The 17327-nt window shown below is 65.0% G+C and carries 30 protein-coding genes and 1 pseudogene; 17 read left to right on the top strand and 14 right to left on the bottom strand.

What is annotated here, in order from left to right; translation table 11 throughout:
- Window positions 1-235: 235 nt before the first annotated feature.
- On the top strand, window positions 236-529 hold the full coding sequence (locus tag LOK46_RS13405; protein ID WP_273564205.1) for a hypothetical protein: 294 nt from the start codon (window positions 236-238) through the stop codon (window positions 527-529).
- Window positions 462-1052, top strand: a complete 591-nt coding sequence (locus LOK46_RS32925) for a DUF3761 domain-containing protein (RefSeq protein WP_443192885.1) — start codon at window positions 462-464, stop codon at window positions 1050-1052. The genes LOK46_RS13405 and LOK46_RS32925 overlap by 68 nt, the downstream gene beginning before the upstream one ends.
- 369 nt (window positions 1053-1421) lie before the next feature.
- On the opposite strand, the gene LOK46_RS13400 is transcribed toward LOK46_RS32925, so the two are convergent.
- Both LOK46_RS13400 and LOK46_RS13395 read right to left on the bottom strand, forming a co-directional pair.
- Window positions 1422-1658, bottom strand: coding sequence for a hypothetical protein (locus LOK46_RS13400; RefSeq protein WP_273564204.1), 237 nt, complete (start codon window positions 1656-1658; stop codon window positions 1422-1424).
- A gap of 221 nt (window positions 1659-1879) precedes the next feature.
- A complete protein-coding gene (locus tag LOK46_RS13395) occupies window positions 1880-2044 on the bottom strand; it encodes a Flp family type IVb pilin (RefSeq protein ID WP_273564203.1) in 165 nt (54 codons plus the stop codon).
- Window positions 2045-2619: 575 nt separating this feature from the next.
- Between LOK46_RS13395 and LOK46_RS13390 the strand changes: the two genes are divergently transcribed.
- From LOK46_RS13390 to LOK46_RS13370, 5 genes are all read left to right on the top strand, one after another.
- Window positions 2620-2808, top strand: a complete 189-nt coding sequence (locus LOK46_RS13390) for a hypothetical protein (RefSeq protein WP_273564202.1) — start codon at window positions 2620-2622, stop codon at window positions 2806-2808.
- Window positions 2809-2979: 171 nt separating this feature from the next.
- Window positions 2980-3828, top strand: a complete 849-nt coding sequence (locus tag LOK46_RS13385; RefSeq protein WP_273564201.1) for a hypothetical protein — start codon at window positions 2980-2982, stop codon at window positions 3826-3828.
- A gap of 10 nt (window positions 3829-3838) precedes the next feature.
- Window positions 3839-4333: a hypothetical protein gene (locus LOK46_RS13380; RefSeq protein ID WP_273564200.1), complete on the top strand. Its 495-nt coding sequence runs from the start codon at window positions 3839-3841 to the stop codon at window positions 4331-4333.
- 159 nt (window positions 4334-4492) lie between these two features.
- Entirely contained in the window at window positions 4493-5014 is a 522-nt protein-coding gene (locus LOK46_RS13375; RefSeq protein ID WP_273564199.1) for a hypothetical protein, read from the top strand.
- A 329-nt stretch (window positions 5015-5343) separates the two neighbouring features.
- On the top strand, window positions 5344-5502 hold the full coding sequence (locus tag LOK46_RS13370; protein ID WP_273564198.1) for a hypothetical protein: 159 nt from the start codon (window positions 5344-5346) through the stop codon (window positions 5500-5502).
- A gap of 2 nt (window positions 5503-5504) precedes the next feature.
- Here the strand turns inward: LOK46_RS13370 and LOK46_RS13365 are convergent, their stop codons facing one another.
- Window positions 5505-5753 carry a hypothetical protein gene (locus tag LOK46_RS13365; protein ID WP_273564197.1) on the bottom strand — a complete coding sequence of 83 codons (249 nt, stop codon included), beginning with the start codon at window positions 5751-5753 and terminating at the stop codon, window positions 5505-5507.
- 71 nt (window positions 5754-5824) lie between these two features.
- Window positions 5825-6079, bottom strand: a complete 255-nt coding sequence (locus tag LOK46_RS13360) for a hypothetical protein (RefSeq protein ID WP_273564196.1) — start codon at window positions 6077-6079, stop codon at window positions 5825-5827.
- A 197-nt stretch (window positions 6080-6276) separates the two neighbouring features.
- Here LOK46_RS13360 and LOK46_RS13355 point away from each other — a divergent pair, with 197 nt between their 5' ends.
- Entirely contained in the window at window positions 6277-6729 is a 453-nt protein-coding gene (locus LOK46_RS13355; RefSeq protein WP_273564195.1) for a LexA family protein, read from the top strand.
- Complete coding sequence (locus LOK46_RS13350) at window positions 6726-8054, top strand: Y-family DNA polymerase (RefSeq protein WP_273564194.1); 1329 nt, start codon at window positions 6726-6728, stop codon at window positions 8052-8054. The genes LOK46_RS13355 and LOK46_RS13350 overlap by 4 nt, the downstream gene beginning before the upstream one ends.
- 253 nt (window positions 8055-8307) lie before the next feature.
- Here LOK46_RS13350 and LOK46_RS13345 read toward each other — a convergent pair whose 3' ends face one another.
- Genes LOK46_RS13345 through LOK46_RS13320 form a run of 6 tightly spaced genes read right to left on the bottom strand, consistent with a single transcriptional unit; the run spans window position 8308 to window position 9999 of the window.
- The gene (locus LOK46_RS13345) at window positions 8308-8508 is read right to left on the bottom strand and encodes a hypothetical protein (protein ID WP_273564193.1); all 201 of its coding nucleotides are present in this window, start codon (window positions 8506-8508) and stop codon (window positions 8308-8310) included.
- A gap of 4 nt (window positions 8509-8512) precedes the next feature.
- Window positions 8513-8716, bottom strand: a complete 204-nt coding sequence (locus LOK46_RS13340; protein WP_273564192.1) for a hypothetical protein — start codon at window positions 8714-8716, stop codon at window positions 8513-8515.
- A 10-nt stretch (window positions 8717-8726) separates the two neighbouring features.
- Window positions 8727-8936, bottom strand: coding sequence for a hypothetical protein (locus LOK46_RS13335; protein WP_273564191.1), 210 nt, complete (start codon window positions 8934-8936; stop codon window positions 8727-8729).
- 15 nt (window positions 8937-8951) lie between these two features.
- On the bottom strand, window positions 8952-9164 hold the full coding sequence (locus LOK46_RS13330) for a hypothetical protein (RefSeq protein WP_273564190.1): 213 nt from the start codon (window positions 9162-9164) through the stop codon (window positions 8952-8954).
- Between the two features lie 32 nt (window positions 9165-9196).
- The gene (locus tag LOK46_RS13325) at window positions 9197-9622 is read right to left on the bottom strand and encodes a hypothetical protein (protein WP_273564189.1); all 426 of its coding nucleotides are present in this window, start codon (window positions 9620-9622) and stop codon (window positions 9197-9199) included.
- Between the two features lie 29 nt (window positions 9623-9651).
- Entirely contained in the window at window positions 9652-9999 is a 348-nt protein-coding gene (locus LOK46_RS13320; protein ID WP_273564188.1) for a hypothetical protein, read from the bottom strand.
- A 243-nt stretch (window positions 10000-10242) separates the two neighbouring features.
- Here LOK46_RS13320 and LOK46_RS13315 point away from each other — a divergent pair, with 243 nt between their 5' ends.
- From LOK46_RS13315 to LOK46_RS13300, 4 genes are all read left to right on the top strand, one after another.
- Window positions 10243-10479, top strand: coding sequence for a hypothetical protein (locus LOK46_RS13315; protein WP_273564187.1), 237 nt, complete (start codon window positions 10243-10245; stop codon window positions 10477-10479).
- A 3-nt stretch (window positions 10480-10482) separates the two neighbouring features.
- Window positions 10483-11181 (top strand): hypothetical protein, encoded by a 699-nt coding sequence (locus LOK46_RS13310; protein WP_273564186.1) that lies wholly within the window; start codon window positions 10483-10485, stop codon window positions 11179-11181.
- On the top strand, window positions 11064-11474 hold the full coding sequence (locus LOK46_RS13305) for a 3TM-type holin (RefSeq protein WP_273564185.1): 411 nt from the start codon (window positions 11064-11066) through the stop codon (window positions 11472-11474). The genes LOK46_RS13310 and LOK46_RS13305 overlap by 118 nt, the downstream gene beginning before the upstream one ends.
- Before the next feature lie 105 nt (window positions 11475-11579).
- The gene (locus LOK46_RS13300; protein WP_273564184.1) at window positions 11580-11918 is read left to right on the top strand and encodes a hypothetical protein; all 339 of its coding nucleotides are present in this window, start codon (window positions 11580-11582) and stop codon (window positions 11916-11918) included.
- A gap of 342 nt (window positions 11919-12260) precedes the next feature.
- Here LOK46_RS13300 and LOK46_RS13295 read toward each other — a convergent pair whose 3' ends face one another.
- Together LOK46_RS13295 and LOK46_RS13290 are read right to left on the bottom strand one after the other, a co-directional pair.
- The gene (locus LOK46_RS13295) at window positions 12261-12452 is read right to left on the bottom strand and encodes a hypothetical protein (protein WP_273564183.1); all 192 of its coding nucleotides are present in this window, start codon (window positions 12450-12452) and stop codon (window positions 12261-12263) included.
- A gap of 354 nt (window positions 12453-12806) precedes the next feature.
- On the bottom strand, window positions 12807-13286 hold the full coding sequence (locus LOK46_RS13290) for a PAS domain-containing protein (RefSeq protein ID WP_337251971.1): 480 nt from the start codon (window positions 13284-13286) through the stop codon (window positions 12807-12809).
- A gap of 299 nt (window positions 13287-13585) precedes the next feature.
- Between LOK46_RS13290 and LOK46_RS13285 the strand changes: the two genes are divergently transcribed.
- From LOK46_RS13285 to LOK46_RS13270, 4 genes and pseudogenes are all read left to right on the top strand, one after another.
- Complete coding sequence (locus tag LOK46_RS13285) at window positions 13586-13909, top strand: hypothetical protein (protein WP_273564181.1); 324 nt, start codon at window positions 13586-13588, stop codon at window positions 13907-13909.
- A gap of 582 nt (window positions 13910-14491) precedes the next feature.
- Window positions 14492-14734, top strand: a pseudogene (locus LOK46_RS13280) (LexA family protein); the annotation flags it as partial.
- A gap of 516 nt (window positions 14735-15250) precedes the next feature.
- Window positions 15251-15487, top strand: a complete 237-nt coding sequence (locus LOK46_RS13275) for a hypothetical protein (protein ID WP_273564180.1) — start codon at window positions 15251-15253, stop codon at window positions 15485-15487.
- Window positions 15488-15639: 152 nt separating this feature from the next.
- Window positions 15640-15882 (top strand): hypothetical protein, encoded by a 243-nt coding sequence (locus LOK46_RS13270; protein WP_273564179.1) that lies wholly within the window; start codon window positions 15640-15642, stop codon window positions 15880-15882.
- A gap of 141 nt (window positions 15883-16023) precedes the next feature.
- Here LOK46_RS13270 and LOK46_RS13265 read toward each other — a convergent pair whose 3' ends face one another.
- Together LOK46_RS13265 and LOK46_RS13260 are read right to left on the bottom strand one after the other, a co-directional pair.
- Complete coding sequence (locus LOK46_RS13265) at window positions 16024-16722, bottom strand: BA14K family protein (RefSeq protein ID WP_273564590.1); 699 nt, start codon at window positions 16720-16722, stop codon at window positions 16024-16026.
- A gap of 261 nt (window positions 16723-16983) precedes the next feature.
- Window positions 16984-17178, bottom strand: a complete 195-nt coding sequence (locus LOK46_RS13260) for a hypothetical protein (protein ID WP_273564178.1) — start codon at window positions 17176-17178, stop codon at window positions 16984-16986.
- Window positions 17179-17327 lie beyond the last annotated feature (149 nt).

The following is a 17327-nucleotide window of genomic DNA, read 5'->3' as shown; positions in this document are numbered from 1 at the left end:
GACCGGCCTTCTGGTCCTCAGCACGAACCACCTTGAACCGCCCGGCTCCGGCCGCGGCGGTCTTTTTGTCTCCGACTGTATGCTAGTGCCCCTTGAACAGCTTCACAACGGCTGTCACTACAGCTCGCGCAGTTTCGTGGGCGAGACTCTCAAGATTTAGTGTAGCTCCGCTCAACAAATGGAAGCTCAAGCTGCGGCCTCGCCTCGAAATACGTGTAATCTATGAGAATTTTAAATGTCCAGTTACGCGATCTATCTCTACAGACATAGCGCGTCAGATAACAATATGTTTCATGAAACCGGCCGCATTCAACTCAGCATGACAGGCGAAGCCGACGCGATTGCGAAAGCGTCGCAGATAGAACCTTCCATGATCAAGGATAGCGATTTAGTTATCTTGGTCTCGAACGACATGAAGATGATTCGAATCTTGAAATCCAATCCAATGTCACAGTCGGCTGATGATCAGACTGCGACGGCGTCGAGTGCGCCGGCGATTTCAATGCCTACCTTGGCGAGGACATTTTAGCGTTAGTCGACCGCCGTTTTCGCTTCAGCCCCGCCGGCACCGCCGCGCGGGGCTTTTCTTTGGACGTGGCGCTGGTAGAATTTTCACGGGGTGCACGATCCTTGGCGGGGCGGCACCCTTACCTTCAGCCCGCCCGGTCCGCCGGCGCGGGCTTTCCTTTGCCCGCAATCAGCTTCACCGTAGCGTTGAGCTCGGTCGAATGGGGTGCGCGGTGAAATTCTATTCGGTCGCCTTCGCGCTGGTCGGTGCGTCGCTGCTGGTGTCAGCCAGCGATGCTCGGGCGCGCAAGACGTGCCCTGCCTTCACACCGGACGAGATGAAGGGCTGCACGTACAGCAACGTCGACGGCTGTGAGGTCCCTTGTCGCAAGGTGCTGCCTGGGTCCGTCTGTCCTCCACCGCGGGACGCGAGATACCGCTGCGCCGACGGGGACTGGAGCTTCAGCCAGCACGATCGCGGCGCATGCTCACATCATGGTGGTGTCCGATGCACGATCGGCGCAGGCCAGAACTGCTGCCCGTAGGAATCCCGGCGCGGAACGCGCGCGCGGCAGGTCCCGCACGGCCCGGTAACCGCCACCGGCCATCATACGCTGGAGCCAAGTTGCGTATCGGCTCAGCTCACACGCTGGTGAGAGCGGTCGCGTTTCCGACTACATGCCGTTCGGTCTCTCGCTGATCGTACTACCGCGGCGCAGGCTCCAAATTACTCGCTCGGATGCGTTTACCAGTTCGAGCCCAACTATAGCCTGCTCTGGTTCGGCCACCGATGCTTGAGCGATTTGGACGGCCTCTGCATCAGTTGACGCCTCAAGCTCCCGTGTCTCGTCGACCACCCCATCGCTGCCGTCACCGGGCCGCAGAAATCGCCGCAGAGTATAGGTGGGCATCTCTCACTCCGGCCGGCTGTCGAGGTCGACACGGTTTAACGTTCGGCGACCTTCTCGCGCATGGCGTTCTCTTGCTTCGCTGCTAAGGCGATTCCAGCCGGCGTCGAAGCGTTCGTAGAGGCGAGTGACGACGCCAAGCATGAAGTCCAGCGACCGTGCGAACAGCGCTACGGCGCCGATACAAACCGAGACGAAAAGACGGCCGACCCAAGCGATAACGCGGCCAATCCAACGGAACATGCGCATAAAGCCTGCAGGCTAGAAACGCGGCCCAAAGCCGCCCAGCCAATGACGCAGGAGCTGGAGTTTTGATCCTAGGGCTGGGTGCGACCGAATAGCGACCTGGCCTTTGGCCGTTCCGATTGCGAGACGCTAGCGGGAGATCAGGCCCCCCGTGAGCAGATCAAGACAGAGCAAGGCGGAAGCGCCGGTACAGGCTCACTACGATCCACCAGCGCGGATCAGTTCAGATTACCGGATATCGCGCTGAATTTGGAGGTGAGCCGCGATCCTACGAGCCGCAGCGAGGCGATGATGATGACAGCGATCAGGGCGGCGATCATTCCATATTCGATGGCGGTGGCGCCAGTCTCGTCGCGAACGAACCGCCGGAGAAGTTTGGGCATCTGACCGATCCATCGCTCTTAATAGAGCATCACACCTCCATGATCGACCTGGCGTGTTTACGGACGGTGAAGAGAAATTTCTGCCGAAGCGCAAGATCAGTTTTCGTCGACGTAATGGGGTCTAAACGCGGCGCTCAAGGACGCGATTGGATTTGGCAAGACTCTTGCTTCGCCGCCAGATAGCTGTGTTCCATCTCGAATGCTCCGTCTATAGGCGCTGCGCAAGCGGGCTGTCGGTCGCCACTGAGCAGCTCGAGGCGTCTACGGACGCCCAGGCTGCCGACGAGGCCGAAACCAGGTTCGAGCTCCTACTTGCCGGACGATCTGGTTGCGCATTGCTCCGAGATGATGGCGGCAACGTCATCTGGTCGGCTCGGCGGCTTCCTTCCATCGTGCGCGATACCGATCCACCTATCGCAGACACGGCCCGGTAACCGCCGTCCGCCATGCTGCCACCGAGCCGGGTTGCGTATCGGCTCCCACAGGTGAGGCAATCGAGACCCATGCCGCCGCATAGCGAGCCGAACGCTCCCAGCGCTCGAGGCGAGAAAGCTGGCCGGCTTGCGGCGAGCGAGATGATCAAGACGCTGAGCCCGGAGACAGGCAGCGTTCAGGGCGTCGTGCGCCGGCTCGAGGAGGTCGGAATCATCGTGGCGCAGGAGCATCTGAAAGCCGGCATGCCAACTGCTGAAGTCCGGGCATGGCACTTTGGTTTTCAACTAGGGATGGGCCTCGAACTCGGAGATTACGTGCGCCGCTTTTGATCGGCTAACTGCTCCCCCGCCCCGTGAGCAGATCGGGGCGGGGCCGAGCGGATGAATGGGCCTATAAGCCAGCTCGCTCAGCCCGCAGTTACGAGGTGCTGTTAACGCCTTTCGAGATAGCCTAGGAGAGGTTGGCCATTAACTGCTGCGCCTAGCGAGACAACGGGTTGCATGATGCCTGAGCCAACTTTGGGTGGTTTCGCCCCATTCAATGAGGCGCATGCGATTGTGTCTGTCCAGGCTACGATCCAATTCGGACATCCAGTCTCCGAAGGCCAGTGGGCAGCGATGCGGCCAGCAATCTGGGCCTTAGGCCGAGATCTAGACATCGGCCAGCCGAGCCCAGCATTCGGCCTCGCAGTAAATTTCAACGGTACGCAGCTTGGGGTGGCCTTGAATTCCCCTGCCGTTTCGTCGCAACAAATTATGGGTTTGAATTTCAGTTTGGTAGACGCTGATGACCGCGTGACCGAGCGGATTTCCATCAACAAGGATTCGATTCAAATACAGAGCAATCAGTATGTTAGATGGAGACCATTTATAGGACGAATCGAGTCTGTCCTGTCGAGAATTAATAAATATTATGTATTTGAGGCTCCGCCATTTTTCATACAGCTTGAGTACTGGGATAGGTTTGATTTAGTTGAGGCTCGCGTCTTGGATGCCACTAAACTCATATCCGCAGAGGCCCCCTGGGTGGCTTCAGCTGGCAGCAGCTCGATCGAGCCATGGCATTCGCATGCCGGGCATTTCGAACGATTGTCCGATAAGATAAGGCGGCTTTACCAGACAAAAATTGATTTTGCGGATTTTCCTGGCAAGGAAGGGCGGCAAACGCGCTCATTTATAATATACACGATGACGCAAGACATGGTGAACGCGCCAGGATATGGGAGAACGATAGGCCGGGGCTGGGAGGTGCCTGTGGTGCTGGACGCGCTAAATCAACAGCATGCCGCATTGAAGGATGAGCTCCGTCGCATTATCACTCCGGAAGCCGCCGAAAGAATCGGCCTTTAGGACGCTCGGGATGTATGCGCAGCCGAAGGGCCTCTATGATCCGAGCGAGGGCTTCAGCACGGCGTCCGTTTCGTCAGCGGGCCAGGTTGGCCGATTAGCTTTCTCCCGACCGAAAGCAGGGGAAGATTTTACTTCTAACGTGATTCCCCTTCCAACTGCCGCGGTGCCAAGCGTTCATTCAACTCTGGCGGTGCTTCGCCGTTTCAGGCGGCACGCGCACAATGCCAATCCGGTCAGCTTCAAGCTGGCGGAAGAGTTTCTCGGACTGGCGTCTGGGGCGCGTAGATCTTTCAGATTTTCTGCTCAGGTTTTTGCCGACGGGAATGCGGTTATTGGTATCAGGTCGGACAATATTGATGCGCAATTTGAGTTCTTCCCCGACGGGGTGATTGCGGCAAACATTGATATCGGCGAAGACGAATGGGATGAGGATGTCGAGCATTTCGACGGACGCACCATGCCTGCTTCGATTGCGGAAAAGCTCGGGATTAGCGCTCGCCCTTAAGCTATGAGTTGCATTCAGATCTTTGAGAGCGCACCCGACGATGAAACGCGCGCCGACTTCATAGACCGAAACGCACCGGAATGTTCCTGTGAGACGCAGCAAGTTTCCCGCTTCTGCTCGGAGCCGGTAGCGAAAGACGAAGTCCTTGTAAGATTGGTCATGGACCCTACTCATACCGCAGATGAAGATGGGTCCAAGAGAGTTACGTCCGCCTTGTTTTCGGATGCAGCGACGTTCGGGTCGTCATGCTTGCGCCGCGCGAGAGCAGAGGCAGAAGAGTACAATGAAACGATTAGGGAAATGCTGAAAGAGCGCCCCACAGCGTCGGATGGTACACTGCGGGCGCTGTATGGAATTGTGCTACTGCCCGTCACTGCAATCAAAAAAATAGAACATGAAATTGAAGTCAAAGGAAAACCGACAGAGATAGCGACGGCATTTTCGATTTATGCCACTGGACTGGAAAAGAGGCCGAATCATGCCGATGTCATGACCAATAGGTCGTCAAGAATATCAAGATCTAAAGCAAATAGAGCGGCTAAGAATTTGTTGAAGGCAGTTTCTTCTGGATTTGTAAGCACTCAAGATTTCTCCAAAGAGGTGGACCTTCTGCAATGGTCCAGATCTGAGATAGAGAAACGCAACGCCGCGAATGGTACTGCACAACCAATCGACAAATAGCACCGCAATCCATGCTTGACATTCTGCTCGTAGCGTTTGCGACGCCAGTGTTTATCGTAGCCGTTGCTCCCAGTTCAACATCGCTATGCAGTTCTTATGTCGGCTAACCCCGTCCCTACCGACCTCCCGCCCGCCGTCGCCACCTGGCGCGACCAGATCGAGCGCCTGTCCGAGCACGCCTCGCCGTGCCGGTATCTGACACCGACGCGATGGGCGGCGATGCGCGTGAACGCGTTGGCCTTCATCGACCAGCACGGCACCGAGGCGCACCGGCTGGGCTGGACCGCGCCGCAGCTCTTCGGCGCTATCCGGAGCATGGCTTCCTGCGCGTGGAGTATGCCGGCGCGCTGATGGTCAACGACAGCCCGGTGATCGGCGTCGAGCAGGACCGGATCGTGTTCGATCGATTCTCCGGCTACCGCACCAAGCCCGGGCAGACCTGGGGGCCGCCCGTCTGGGAGTTCGCAGCGCGTGGAGTGGCGCGGTAGGGCTATTCTACTTCGGCGAGTTCCTCGCCATCCTTCACGCCCAGCGCAGCTTTCTCCGCGAGCAGCGTCGCTAACGCGGACCGGATGCGATCGCCCTGCTCCGTGTAGGGCAGCTCGGCTGCGTCGAGCAGCGCGTCGCGATACCTCGTCTGGATCGCCGCAAGCTGCGTTGGTAGGCCGAGCTTGCGGGGCGACTTCTCGGCGACCTTCGCCTTGACCGGCTTCTTCTTGGCGGACGTTTTTCCAGGCATGCCGACCCAAGCTGGATGGAGGCTGGCGGTTCCCTCTCTTCCGAGCTCGGGATCATAGCCAATCGGTCACTCTACCCGCCCTGCAGGCTCTCAGCGAAGTCGTCAGGGATCTCGCCGCACTGGCCGAGGATCGTGACGCCCTCCAGCTCGCCGGTCTCGTCGTCGGCCACGACCTTCAGCGCCGCCGCGCCCGGCATCCGCTTGGCCAGGTTCTCGGCCTTCTTGATCGCGCCGCTCTCGGTCTGCGCGGGTTCCTGCCGGGCCGGCCGCAGTCGCTTCCGATGCAGTTCGAAGGGTTGCACCACGAACGCCGTCTTCATCGTCATCGTCGTCTCCCGCCCGCTCCGACACGCCAAACGCTGTTCGCCGACCGCGCGAGGCGCGTAACGCTCGGCCGTGACTGACGTTTTCGACCCGAGTTCACATTCGTCCACCGGCGCGGAAGAAACATTCTGCGCGCAGATTGAACACGGCCCGCCCATCAGCTTTGTTCCTTATTCGTTCTAACACGGCGGAGCCGCGGGTGCACCTCAATCGGGTCGACGAACTGCTGATCCACAGCCCCGATGCCGTCCGCGTGCCTCTGATCGGGCAGGCTCTGTGCGCCGGCTTCCCGTCGCCCGCCGACGACTTCCTGGAAGGCGCGCTCGAGCTGCCCCGCTGGCTCGTGCCGAACCCGCCCGCGACCTTCCTGTGGCGGATCAGTGGCTCGTCCATGGAGGGTGCCGGCATCTACGACCGCGACCTCGCCTGCGTCGATCGCAGCCTCAAAGCGGGCCACGGCAGCATCGTCGTCGCGGCTGTCGACGGCCAGATGAGCTGCAAGCGCCTCGTGATGGACGGCAACGTCGCCCGGCTCGCCTTCTGCAACTCGGAGCTGCCCGCCTTCGCGGTCGACGAGTTTGGCGAAGGCGCAATCTGGGGCGTGGTCCGCTTCTCGATCCGCTGGCACGTCGCCCGCGGGCAGCTGTCGTGAGCACGCCCGAGGCCCGCCGGCGCGACCGGATCGGCGGCGGCCGCGCCGTGGCGCTGATCGACGGCAACAGCTTCTACTGCTCGTGCGAGCGCGTGTTCGACCCGAAGCTCGCCGCGGTGCCGGTGATCGTGCTCTCGAACAACGACGGCTGCGCCATCGCCCGCACCAGCGAGGCCAAGGCGCTCGGCATCAAGATGGGCGACCCGTACTTCAAGATCCGCGAGATGTGCCGCGCGCAGGGGGTGCGGGTGTTCTCGTCGAACTACACCCTCTACGGCGACATGTCGGGGCGGACCAACGCAGTGTACCGGCAGTTCAGCCCGCAGGTGGAGATCTACTCCATCGACGAGAGCTTCCTGAACCTGTCGGACATGGCGCCAGCCTTGCGGGTCGAGCTCGCGCGAGACCTGCGCGCCACGGTGCGGGCCTGGACCGGCATACCGACCTGCGTCGGCATCGGCCCGACCAAGACGCTGGCCAAGCTCGCCAACCACATCGCCAAGACCGTGCCGGTGCTGGAGGGCGTGTGCGACCTGACCGATCCGGTGGCCTACGCGCACTGGCTGTGTCGGATCGACGTCGCCGAGGTCTGGGGCATCGGGCGGGCGTCGCTGGCCAAGCTCCAGGCGATGGGCGTGGAGAGCGTAGCGGACCTGCGCGATCTCGACCCGCGGCCGGTGCGCAAGGGCCTGACGGTGGTCGGCGAGCGGATCATCTACGAGCTGCGTGGCGCGGCCTGCCTGCCGCTGGAGATGGTGCCGGCGCGGCGGAAGGGCTGCGCGGTGACGCGCTCGTTCTCGAGCCGGATCACCGAGCGGGCGGTGCTGGAGGAGGCGGTGGCGGCACACGCCACGCGGCTCGGCGAGAAGCTGCGGCGCGAGGGGCTGGGCACCAACCACGTGACGGTCTTCTACCACACGAGCGAGCACGACCGGGACGAGCCGATGCGCTCGGTCTCAACGACGGTGCAGCTGCCGGAGCACAGCTCGGACACGCTGGCGCTGATCAAGGCCGCGCGGCACGGCGTGGCGCGGACCTGGCGCGAGCCGGGCGAGCGGCCGTGGCGGTACTCGAAGGCCGGGATCGTCACGAACGACCTCGTGCCGCTGTCGCACAGCCCGCGGGCGCTGATCGGCGCGTTGGACCGCGAGCGGTCGGGCCCGCTGATGGCGGCGATGGACGCGTGCAACGCGCGCTGGGGCCGGGGCGCGGTGGTTCCGGCACGGGCGGGGCTGGTGAGCCGGCGGGACTGGACCACGAAGTTCGAGATGCGCACGCCGCGCTACACGACGCAGGTCAGCGAGCTGCCGGTCGCCTACGCCTGAGGGGGCGCATCGCCGGCTTTCCACCACCGGGTGACGTTCCGGCGCAGCTCGCTGACCGCGAGGCCGTCGGCCTTCAGGCGCGCCAAGGCCCGAGCGGCGTGCATACCGCGCTCCCGGCCGGGGATACCTGCACGCTCAGCGATCTCGACGGCGGTTGCCGGCTCGGATGTTAGCGCCGCCAGTACGCGCGGGCGGGTGTCCGGACGTGGCCGGGCGCCTCTAGGCGATGGGAATTTGGATGGGACAGCCACCGCTATGCCGACGCAATCAGCATCCAGTTACGGACCCGTGCCAGACGGTCTTCATCCGGAGTGAGTGGCATGTCCGTGATGACGCGATCCACAAGGCGCCGCGTCGTATCTCTATCGAGGCCGATACCGACCGCAAATCCTTCGAGCCGATCCATCAAGCGCTCGATGACGATCTCACGGTTAGGGTCAGTGTCTTCAATCATGCGGCTATATCGATGCCTTGATCATGCGTGAGCGCGCCTCGACCATCCAGGCCTCAATTGACCGCGTTGGCATATCGGCCACGACCTGCCTGATGATCCGTCGCGTCGTCGCTTCGTCAAGGTCGACCACGCGCGCGAACCCCTTCAGCCTCTGCATCATGAACTGGATATCGGCTTGTTGACGAAGGCGTTCCGGATCCTCGCTCATATCCGGGCCGTCAGAGTGAGAAGCTTTCGCCTGTCCGCCGCGCCAAGCGGTTCAGCAGGTCGACGAGGTCGTCCGCCTTCTCCATGTCGAGGCCGGTCTGCCGCACGCCTTTGACCCGGGCCGGCTCGTCCGTGCGCACGTTGTAGACCGTCCAGCCCTCGTCGTCTGGCCGCATGTCGAACGTCTCAGGCTCGGCGTTGCTGTTCGCGGGATCGGGCATCGCGCACCCCGGGTGCTACTGCAGCTTGGTCGGCGTCGGGTCCATGAGGCCGAGGCGCTGAGCCATGTCGAGAAGATCGCCATCGCTCAAGCCCTGACCATCCACGATCCAGAAGGCGAAGTCGTCGCCCAGCGGTTCGACCAAATGGCCCGCGGCGGTCAGCGCCTCGACCGCTTCTTGGATCGGATTGGCCTCATGCCAGCGAATCGGGTGGTGACCATCGCTCATGAGGCGAGGCTACCGTGGGCAGGGGAGGGGGTCTATTGCCCGCTCGGGAACGGGCGGCGACCGGTAACGCCCACGCGTGAAATCAATATGATCGCCCCGACTGTTAATCGCCTTGTCGCAGGTTCGAGTCCTGCTCGGGGAGCCATCCACTTACCAACATCTTGATTGTGCTCAGTTTTCTGCTGCGGCTTCCGCACCGGGTGCTGAGGTGCGGGAATAGCGTCGCCGTTCCAGCGGTCGGCAATACGCTCGGCGAGCTTCGTTCGATTGGCGCCGCGCACGTAGGTCGCGTTCTCGCGACACCCCTCCGCCCATCCGAACCACGCGTTCAGTTCCGCTTCAGTCGCGCCGCTCTCGGCTGCCCGTAGCGCGCCGGCCTTCCGTAGGCCGTGGACTCGGTCCGATACGCCGGCCTCGGCGGAGGCATCGCTGAACCATTTGCCGGAGCTCTCCTTCATCGGCCGTCCGCGCTCACCAGCGCTGAAGGTCAGTGCGCCGACCCGGCTCGCCGCGATCGAGTTCGCGACCGGCGGCAGGATCCGGATCGTGACCTCCCGCCCGGTCTTCTCCGTCGCGATGCAGATCCGACCGTCGCGGCATGTTGAGGGCCGACGCGGGCGGCGTCGCCGTGGCGCAGGCCCGTGTAGAGCCGCAGATCGAGCGCTAGGCGCTCGCGGGTGCCGAGCGGCCAGCACACCTCGAACCGGCCAATCTCGTCATCGGTCCAGGTGTGATAGCCGGTTCGATCGTCCAGCACGTTGAGGAGCTTCACGCCGCGGGTCGAATCGGCCTGCAGGTATTCGCGCTCGACCGCGAAGGCAAACAGGCTTGGCATCGTCTTCAGCCAGTTGTCGGCCCCGTGCGGCCGCGCCTCCGGGCACGCGCCCGAACTGATGGACGCAGGATCCGCCTCCGGGGTCGCGGAGGCGGCCGCGCGGCCCGTCTGGGTCGCGGCGCTCGGTGACGACCCGGCCTCCGCGTTCGTCCCCCGCGACTGGGCGCGGGCCGCCGCCGAGCCAGGTGCGTGGTTCGACGCCGCCCTCGCGGAGGCCGCCGTGGCGGTGCGGCCGGCGTGGCGGTGCGGCCGACATGGATCCGGCACACGGAGGGGCGATGGGCCGGCAAGCCGTTCAACCTAGTGCCCTGGCAGGCCGCGATCGTCCAGTTGCTCGAAAGCTGGCGCGCGGCGGACAGGTTCCGGCCGTTCCGCCGCCTGTTCCTCTGGATCGGCTGCAAGAACGGCAAGACCGAGTTCCTAGCGGCGCTGGCGGTGCTGTTCTGGCTCTGCGACCGGACGATGGGCGGGCAGGCCTAGGCCATGGCGCGCAACGAGAATCAGGCGCGCATCGTCTTCGAGGAGGCCAAGACCGCGATCCGGCTCTCGCCGACCTTCGTGGAGCGGGTCCAGACCTTCAAGAAGAGCCTGTACTGCGCCGCGCTCTGGGCCCGCTTCGAGGTCCCGTCCGGCGCGGCAGAGGGCAAGCGCGGCCTGTCCGCCCTGGTAATTGTCGGCGACGAGATGCACGAGTGGCCCGACGGCGCCCTCTACACGACACTGCACCAGTTTCGGCAGCCTCGACCTCTCCTCAGTTGTCGACCTCACGGCCCTGGTCTGGGTCTTCCCGCCGGAGGGCAGTGGCGCTCGCTGGCGGCTCGTGTCCGGCTCTGGTGCCCGGCGGCCTCAATCGCGCTGCGCGCCCGGCGTGATCCCGTCCCCTACGACCTCTGGGCCCGGGACGGGGCGCTCCTGCCGACCGACGGCCACGTGGTCGATTACACGGCGATCGAGCGCCAGTTGCGGGCCGATGCCGAGATCTTCGACGTCCGGGGGCTGGCGATCGACCGGTGGAACGCCACCGGCACCGCGATCCGCCTCAACATGCAGCAGGGTGCCGGACCATGGGCTTCCTCGCCCTCCTTCCGGCGCTGCTCGACACGCTCGGCCCGGTCCTGCAGAAGGTGCTGCCCGATGCGGGCCGGCGCCTCCAGGTGCGGCCGGAGTTGCAGAAGGCCCTGATCGAGCAGCAGGCCGATCTCGGCCACACTATGGCCGAGGTGATGAAGGCCGAGCCCGGCTCGGAGAGCCCGCTCGCCCGCAACGCGCGGCCGATCACCGTGCTGTGGGCGCTGGCGATGATCACCCGGGTGGGGGTGGTCTCGCCCATGGTCGGCCTGCAGGTGGAGGTGGTGAGCGCACTCAAGGGCGCGCCGGCCGAGCTGTGGTCGCTGCTCACCGTCGGGATCGGCGTCTACATGCTGGCCCGCTCCGTGGACAAGTTCGTGCCGCAGATGGTCGGGTCGGGGGGTTGAGGCCCCGGCGGGACCGGCGCCATGACGGACGGTACCTCACACCCGGCTCATGGAACGCGCCCGCGGGTCCGGGCGGCGAGCCGCGTCGCGCGCTGGAGGGATGCGATGGCCGACCACCTGCCCGAATGGATCGGGCGCCTGATCGAGCGCGTGGAGGCGACCGGCCGGCAGATGGACGCGCTCGGCGGCAAGCTCGACCGGATGGACGAGAAGCTCGAGGGCGTGGCCTACCGGCGCGACATCGGGCTGTTCGTGGCGCGGGACGAGATCGAGCGTCGGATCGACAAGGCGGTCGACGGCGCGAAGGCGGAGGCCGCCAAGGGGCTGGCCGAGGTCGCCGGGCAGGTGCGGGACCTGGGCGGGATCGGCTGGGGGCTGGCCTCTGCGGCGCTGCTGGCCTTCGAGGGGATCGTCCTGGCCAAGATCGGGCTGGCGGGGCGATGAGCCGGATCGCCGACTGGAACCGCGCCGCCATCCCGTGCGCAGACCGGGCCTCGACACTCCCCCAGCGAGATCACCTCGAACCGCCCGGCTCCGACTGCGGCGGTCTTTTTTGTCGGGCGCTGACCAGCTCTGCAATGCGCGCTGTGGCATGCCAGCGAGCGTGCGCGTATGTCGGCGCCTCTCTCGCAGAGATCACCTTCAGCCACGCCGGCTCCGTCGCGCGGGCTCTCTCGTTAACTGCGGCTTCGTATGCTGCTTTCGGATCCGGCCTTACAGACCCCTCACAGTCCGGATCTCGAGAAGCCCGCCCGGACCGCCGTCGCGGGCTTTCTTGTCTCGGCTCTACCCTTTCATCTCGGCAAGCATCGTGGCGCCTTCGGTCAGAAAGAACGCTTTGATCTTCGGGGCGCGGACCCGCAGGGCGCAATGTCTCGCAATCTCGCTCATCGACCGGTTCTTCGGGTTCTTGAGGAGATCGGCCAGATACGTCTGGGCGTCGGCCTCGGTCTCGATGGTGACGGGTTGAGGGTTCATGGCGCACCTCCGCTCTGACCTGGCCGGTCCACCGGCACGGGCTTGTTCATGACCGACCAACCGACCGACCAGCTGCGAAAATGCGGGACGCGCCTCTAGCGCGTCGCCTGCAGATCGATGACGGGGCCGCCGATGTCGAAGAACTCGTCCTCGTTGAGATCTGCCAACTCGACCTCCTCCTGCGGCCGCTGAAGCGGCACAAGGGCAGAGATCATCCCGAGACATATCGCGCCGGCGATCAAGGCGGCCAACAGTGCGAGAGTCATGGTCAACACCGAGACGCGAGACGATAGCGGGCCTATAGACCATTGAGCTTAAGGTTTGCTTTCGTCTCACCGAACACGGACTGGCACGTCAATTCATGTTCCGGCGGCGGGCCTGCACCTCCTGCTGCGCGAGTCTTCGGCCGAGCGATATCAGGAGCGCGTCGGCCTGCGCTTTCAAATCCGGATCTCGCAGCTCCGCAATGGCCTCCTGTGCGGCGATGGCGTGATCGGCGGCCCGGTCGAGTGGGGTCTCGCCGGGGTAGAGCATGGAGTCCCCGAAGGTGCCTTCGCTCATCCGCATGGACGTGATGTCCACGAGGATCCCGCCACCGCCGACCGGTCGCCCTTGATGATCGGCGGTGAAACGTCCCCGCGCCAGAACCCAGCGGGTCTGACCGTCGACCGAGATCACCCGGTACTCGGTCAGAAAGGTGCTGCCTTCGCTGGCGCTACGCCGGATCAGGTCGAGAACCCGCTCCCGATCCTCAGGGTGTATGGCATCAACGTAGTGAGTGAGCGGAACGCCCACCTCCGCCTGGTCGGGGTCGACATCGAAGAGCAGCGCCACGATGGCATCCGAGCGTGCGGAGTCCGTCGCTGCGTCCCATTCCCACCGGCCAATTACGTCGAGTGCATCGAGCGCTGACTGGAACGCCTTCGGACAAGTCTGACCACCACGAACCCGGGGCTTCGGCACGCCGTACCTGCTCTCGCTGTTAGCTCACATGCGTGTGATCTGTCGCACGCCACAACCCAGAGGAGCAAGCTTTGCACTAGCGCAACCGTTGCGCGTTGCGCGCAATCCAATAGGATGCGAGCCGATCTGAACGTGGACAAGAGGCGCCTCGTGCGCCCGCTCGGAGGCACATGGGATCCAAGGCACTCACCTTGAGCGATCCGTCATCGGAGGCGTCGCGTCGGGATGAAGCGCGTGGGGTCTGGAACCTGCGGCAAGAGAAGACGGAGCGGCTGCTGAAGCGGATCGCCGGGGCGGTGCAGGTGCCGCCGTCCGCGTTCTACAGGCCACCGAACGCCGTCGATGCGGGCACGTGCGCTGCGACCAGTTCGGCCATCTCGGTCGCGAGCGACGCTGAATGCGCCGAGTTGCTGGCCGCCTTCAATCTCGTCCGCGAACCTGGAGATCGGCGCAGGCTTCTGGAACTCGTGCAGAAGATGGCCGAACGAGGCTGAGATTACGATCAACACTCGGCACCATCCCGAGAGCAGATCGGGGCGGCGGTGCCGAGCGGGCCTACCGACCGAGCGACGGGCCGCCCGAAGGGCCGCCAGTGCCGGGCGGCCCACTGATCGGGGTGCCGCCGACGTTGACGCCCGGCGTTGTGCCTGAGATCGACGCGACTCCCGGATTGGCCGCATTCCCACGGGTGATCGGCCTCGGCCCGAGATCCCGAGCCCCTGGGCCCGCGCTTCCGGTCGTCGCCGGCGGCTGAGACTCCAATGTTTCCCCCGCCGCCCGTCACCGTTTGCGCAGAGGTGGGCACGGCGAGGGTCAGAGACAGGGCTCCTGCCAGCGCGACGATCGTGCGCGTCATGAAGTCAACCTGTGATTGCTGTCGTCCGGGAACGGTCGGCATCGAGCAAGATTCAGGGATAGGCACGGCGATCACGTGCGGGCAGCACACCGGCCTGCCGCTCGTACATCGGGGCCGCCGATCGAGAGATGACGCCAGCGGCCTAGTGGCGCCCGTGATCTGCTGGCCTCGTCAGGACGCGAACCCGCAACAAGGCCGTTATGGGCGGTCGGCTCGGTAGGTGCACCCCAACCGGATCAACGCGTTGCTGGTTCATAGCCCCGACGCCGTCCGCGTGCCGCTGCCGCTAATCGGTCAGGCGCCATGCGCCGGCTTCCCGTCGCTCGCCGACGACTTCCTCGAAGGCGCTCGAGCTGCCCCGCTGGCTCGTACCGGACCCGCCCGCCACCTTCCTGTGGCGGATCAGTGGCTCGTCCTTGGGGGCGCCGGCATCTACGACCGCGACCTCGCCTGCGTCGACCGCAGGTGCTTAGGGTGAGCGGCATCAACTGCCGCCGCGTCCTTCGATCGGTGAGCGAGGCACAGAAATCTTCGTTTATTGCCAAGAGCAGGGCACCGCATCAGTGAGGGAACTAAGCCGCTGACACCTTTGGTTTATGGCTCAGCTTCTCTGGCAGTCATCCACTTATCATCATCTTGATCCTACTCAGCTTTCGGAACCCGTGCCCGCATCGGGTTCTGAGGTTCGGGAACCGAATTGCCGTTCCGGCAAACGGCAATACGCGCGGCGCGCTGTGCTCGACTGGTGCGACGCAGGGATGCCGGTGACCGGGCCGATCCTGCCGCAGCGCGGCCGCCGCAGGGCGGCGCGCGGTCGAGGCTCGTTGCTCGACACTCGCCGCCGGATCCGACGCGCGATGGTGGCGATGGATGTCGGGATGGTTCGCGCATCCTCGAGCGTCTATGTCGCGCAGCCTCGCCGCTCGCCCATGCGCGGCGGCGCGCTGAGCCACGGCGACAGGCCACCCCGGAGATCCCGATGTCGAGCGACACGCTCGGTCCCCTGGTCCTCGCGGCCGTCTTCACACTGGGTTGCCTCAGCATTCACAGCGCGCGCCGGCATCCGGACGCCGTGACCCTCGGCCTGCTTCTGCTGCTCGGCCTGCTCGCAACCCTGTATGTCGGCCAGCATGTCGGACTGGACGCGCACCGCCCCACTTGGCAGCACGAGGTTTTGCACGGTGAGACAGAGCCGGCGTCGCATCCGACGATGTGACGCGCGCGGCGTCCCCTCGCCAGCACGCTCAGGGGCCGGCATCGGCGCCGCCGCACCGCCGCACCGCCGCGCCGCGGCGTCCGGAGCGGTCGCGTGTGGTCGGGCGAGGGGCGGCGACCTAGATCTCCGACCCATCCTGCGAGAGACCGGTCATGGCCTTCACCGATCCGAACGAACCCAGCGCGACGTCGATCAGCGACCTGGAACTGGTCAACACTCTGATCGAGCGCAAAGAAGCCGGCGAGCCGGTGGACACCGACATCCTGGCGCTCCTGACCGACATGGAACGGCTCGGGCTCACCGGCACGGATGCCTACGCGACGCTCGACGCGTACCGGCCATGGCCTGCAACCGGTGCGACCGGCGGTGAGGACGAGACCGAGGGCGAGTCTTAGCGCCAGCGATCGGTCGTCCCGATTGGCTGCTCCGGCGGATCGAGCCAACCCCGCCCTCAGCCCCGCCCTCAGCCCCGCCCACGCCGCGGCGTGACGGGGCCGTTCCGTGTCCGATGCGGTCGTCCTCAGGACGACCGAGGCTTACCGGCAGCGATGGCGACGCCCGTCCCGACCGAGATAGGTTCCGCTCTGCGGGTCATAGGATCGGAACCGGCGCGCGCAGGCGCGGTCCTCGTCAACGACACGGTCGGTTTCGGTGTCGGCGTAGCCGTAGGTGACGGGCGCGTAGCCGTAAGTGACGGGCGCGTAGCCGCCGTAATACCCGGTGTCGTAGCCGTATCCCGGATAACCGTAACCGCCGTACAGACCGCCCACGGCGAGCCCCAGCCCGAGACCGCCGAGCGCGTATCCGCGCCGGCCGTAGCCGTAGCCGTAGGGTCTCCCGTAGAAGCCCCGATTGTAGCCGTAATGGCGATGATGACCGTAGCCGCGATGGGCACCGAGCCCGTGCCCGAACCCCGGATTGGAGAGCCCGCCGCCGACAGCAGGGCGGCCGAAATTGTGGTTGCCGAAACCGTTATTGGCAAAGCCGCCGGCAGCGGCTCCCGGCCCGAACGCGTGGTTGCCGAAACCCCGATTGGCGAAACCGCCGCCCGCGGCGCCGGCGCCGAAGCCGTGATTGCCGAAGCCACCGCCGCCCGCGACGGCGGCAGCTCCGAAGTTGTGGTTGCCGAAACCGTGGTTGGCGAAGCTGCCCGCCTGCGCACTGGCTCCGGTCGGCACTCCGAGAAGCGCGCCGGCGAGCATGGCCGATGCCATCGCTGTGACTGTTGTCTTCATGGTCGCCACTCAGGCTGTGTTGCGTCTATCTGGATGAACGTCGTGCCCGAGTCGGCCAATCCCGCTTCCTTTTGTCCTGCGACCATTCAGATGTCGCGGCTTCGTCGACGGTCTCCTCGCCGCGGGGCGTCGTCTCGGCGACATGCACGCGCAGATCGGCGGACCGCGCGGTCCCGTGACCACGTCCGGCTTCATCGCGGTGCTCGCGGATGAGGTGGGGGCAACCCTCACGGTAGGCCTCTGGAGAAGGCCTCTCGTCACTCAGCGCCGGCGAGCACGCAGCGCGTACAGGACCGCGAAGGCGATGATGACGCCGATCAGTAGCAGGGTCGGCATCCCGAGCAGCCCATCGGATTGCGCCGCCTCGGTCCCCGGCGCGGAACTCACGGCCTGCGCCTGAGCGCGACCGGCGGCCGAGCCGAGAAGCAGCGCGGCCAGAACTTGCAATCGCGACATCGCGCCTCTCCGGGACGGCGTGGCCGGCGCGCACTGCGCCTGCTGCCCGGCGTCGGACGCGGCGCACCGGCGAGGGCTCACGGGCGCTCTGCGCGGTGCGGCCGCGGGAGGCGCGGACCCTGCGCCGCGCCTCCCCGGTCGTGGACGTG

The organism is Methylobacterium sp. NMS14P, assembly GCF_028583545.1.
Taxonomy (GTDB): Bacteria; Pseudomonadota; Alphaproteobacteria; order Rhizobiales; family Beijerinckiaceae; genus Methylobacterium.
The sequence above is the reverse complement of the archived record's forward strand: the minus strand, read 5'-3'. Positions and strand labels throughout refer to the sequence as shown.

Bases quoted from the DNA above. Each gene is read 5' to 3' on its own strand.
- LOK46_RS13285 (WP_273564181.1), top strand. From the start codon at position 13,586: ATGGGATCCAAGGCACTCACCTTGAGCGATCCGTCATCGGAGGCGTCG.
- LOK46_RS13385 (WP_273564201.1), top strand. From the start codon at position 2,980: ATGATGCCTGAGCCAACTTTGGGTGGTTTCGCCCCATTCAATGAGGCG.
- LOK46_RS13345 (WP_273564193.1), bottom strand. From the start codon at position 8,508: ATGATTGAAGACACTGACCCTAACCGTGAGATCGTCATCGAGCGCTTG.
- LOK46_RS13390 (WP_273564202.1), top strand. From the start codon at position 2,620: ATGATCAAGACGCTGAGCCCGGAGACAGGCAGCGTTCAGGGCGTCGTG.
- LOK46_RS13260 (WP_273564178.1), bottom strand. From the start codon at position 17,178: ATGTCGCGATTGCAAGTTCTGGCCGCGCTGCTTCTCGGCTCGGCCGCC.
- LOK46_RS13275 (WP_273564180.1), top strand. From the start codon at position 15,251: ATGTCGAGCGACACGCTCGGTCCCCTGGTCCTCGCGGCCGTCTTCACA.
- LOK46_RS13360 (WP_273564196.1), bottom strand. From the start codon at position 6,079: ATGACGATGAAGACGGCGTTCGTGGTGCAACCCTTCGAACTGCATCGG.
- LOK46_RS13305 (WP_273564185.1), top strand. From the start codon at position 11,064: ATGGGCTTCCTCGCCCTCCTTCCGGCGCTGCTCGACACGCTCGGCCCG.
- LOK46_RS13340 (WP_273564192.1), bottom strand. From the start codon at position 8,716: ATGAGCGAGGATCCGGAACGCCTTCGTCAACAAGCCGATATCCAGTTC.
- LOK46_RS32925 (WP_443192885.1), top strand. From the start codon at position 462: ATGATCAGACTGCGACGGCGTCGAGTGCGCCGGCGATTTCAATGCCTA.
- LOK46_RS13380 (WP_273564200.1), top strand. From the start codon at position 3,839: ATGTATGCGCAGCCGAAGGGCCTCTATGATCCGAGCGAGGGCTTCAGC.
- LOK46_RS13320 (WP_273564188.1), bottom strand. From the start codon at position 9,999: ATGCCAAGCCTGTTTGCCTTCGCGGTCGAGCGCGAATACCTGCAGGCC.
- LOK46_RS13270 (WP_273564179.1), top strand. From the start codon at position 15,640: ATGGCCTTCACCGATCCGAACGAACCCAGCGCGACGTCGATCAGCGAC.
- LOK46_RS13295 (WP_273564183.1), bottom strand. From the start codon at position 12,452: ATGAACCCTCAACCCGTCACCATCGAGACCGAGGCCGACGCCCAGACG.
- LOK46_RS13365 (WP_273564197.1), bottom strand. From the start codon at position 5,753: ATGCCTGGAAAAACGTCCGCCAAGAAGAAGCCGGTCAAGGCGAAGGTC.
- LOK46_RS13375 (WP_273564199.1), top strand. From the start codon at position 4,493: ATGGACCCTACTCATACCGCAGATGAAGATGGGTCCAAGAGAGTTACG.
- LOK46_RS13395 (WP_273564203.1), bottom strand. From the start codon at position 2,044: ATGCCCAAACTTCTCCGGCGGTTCGTTCGCGACGAGACTGGCGCCACC.
- LOK46_RS13265 (WP_273564590.1), bottom strand. From the start codon at position 16,722: ATGAAGACAACAGTCACAGCGATGGCATCGGCCATGCTCGCCGGCGCG.
- LOK46_RS13325 (WP_273564189.1), bottom strand. From the start codon at position 9,622: ATGAAGGAGAGCTCCGGCAAATGGTTCAGCGATGCCTCCGCCGAGGCC.
- LOK46_RS13300 (WP_273564184.1), top strand. From the start codon at position 11,580: ATGGCCGACCACCTGCCCGAATGGATCGGGCGCCTGATCGAGCGCGTG.
- LOK46_RS13330 (WP_273564190.1), bottom strand. From the start codon at position 9,164: ATGAGCGATGGTCACCACCCGATTCGCTGGCATGAGGCCAATCCGATC.
- LOK46_RS13400 (WP_273564204.1), bottom strand. From the start codon at position 1,658: ATGTTCCGTTGGATTGGCCGCGTTATCGCTTGGGTCGGCCGTCTTTTC.
- LOK46_RS13310 (WP_273564186.1), top strand. From the start codon at position 10,483: ATGGCGCGCAACGAGAATCAGGCGCGCATCGTCTTCGAGGAGGCCAAG.
- LOK46_RS13335 (WP_273564191.1), bottom strand. From the start codon at position 8,936: ATGCCCGATCCCGCGAACAGCAACGCCGAGCCTGAGACGTTCGACATG.
- LOK46_RS13405 (WP_273564205.1), top strand. From the start codon at position 236: ATGTCCAGTTACGCGATCTATCTCTACAGACATAGCGCGTCAGATAAC.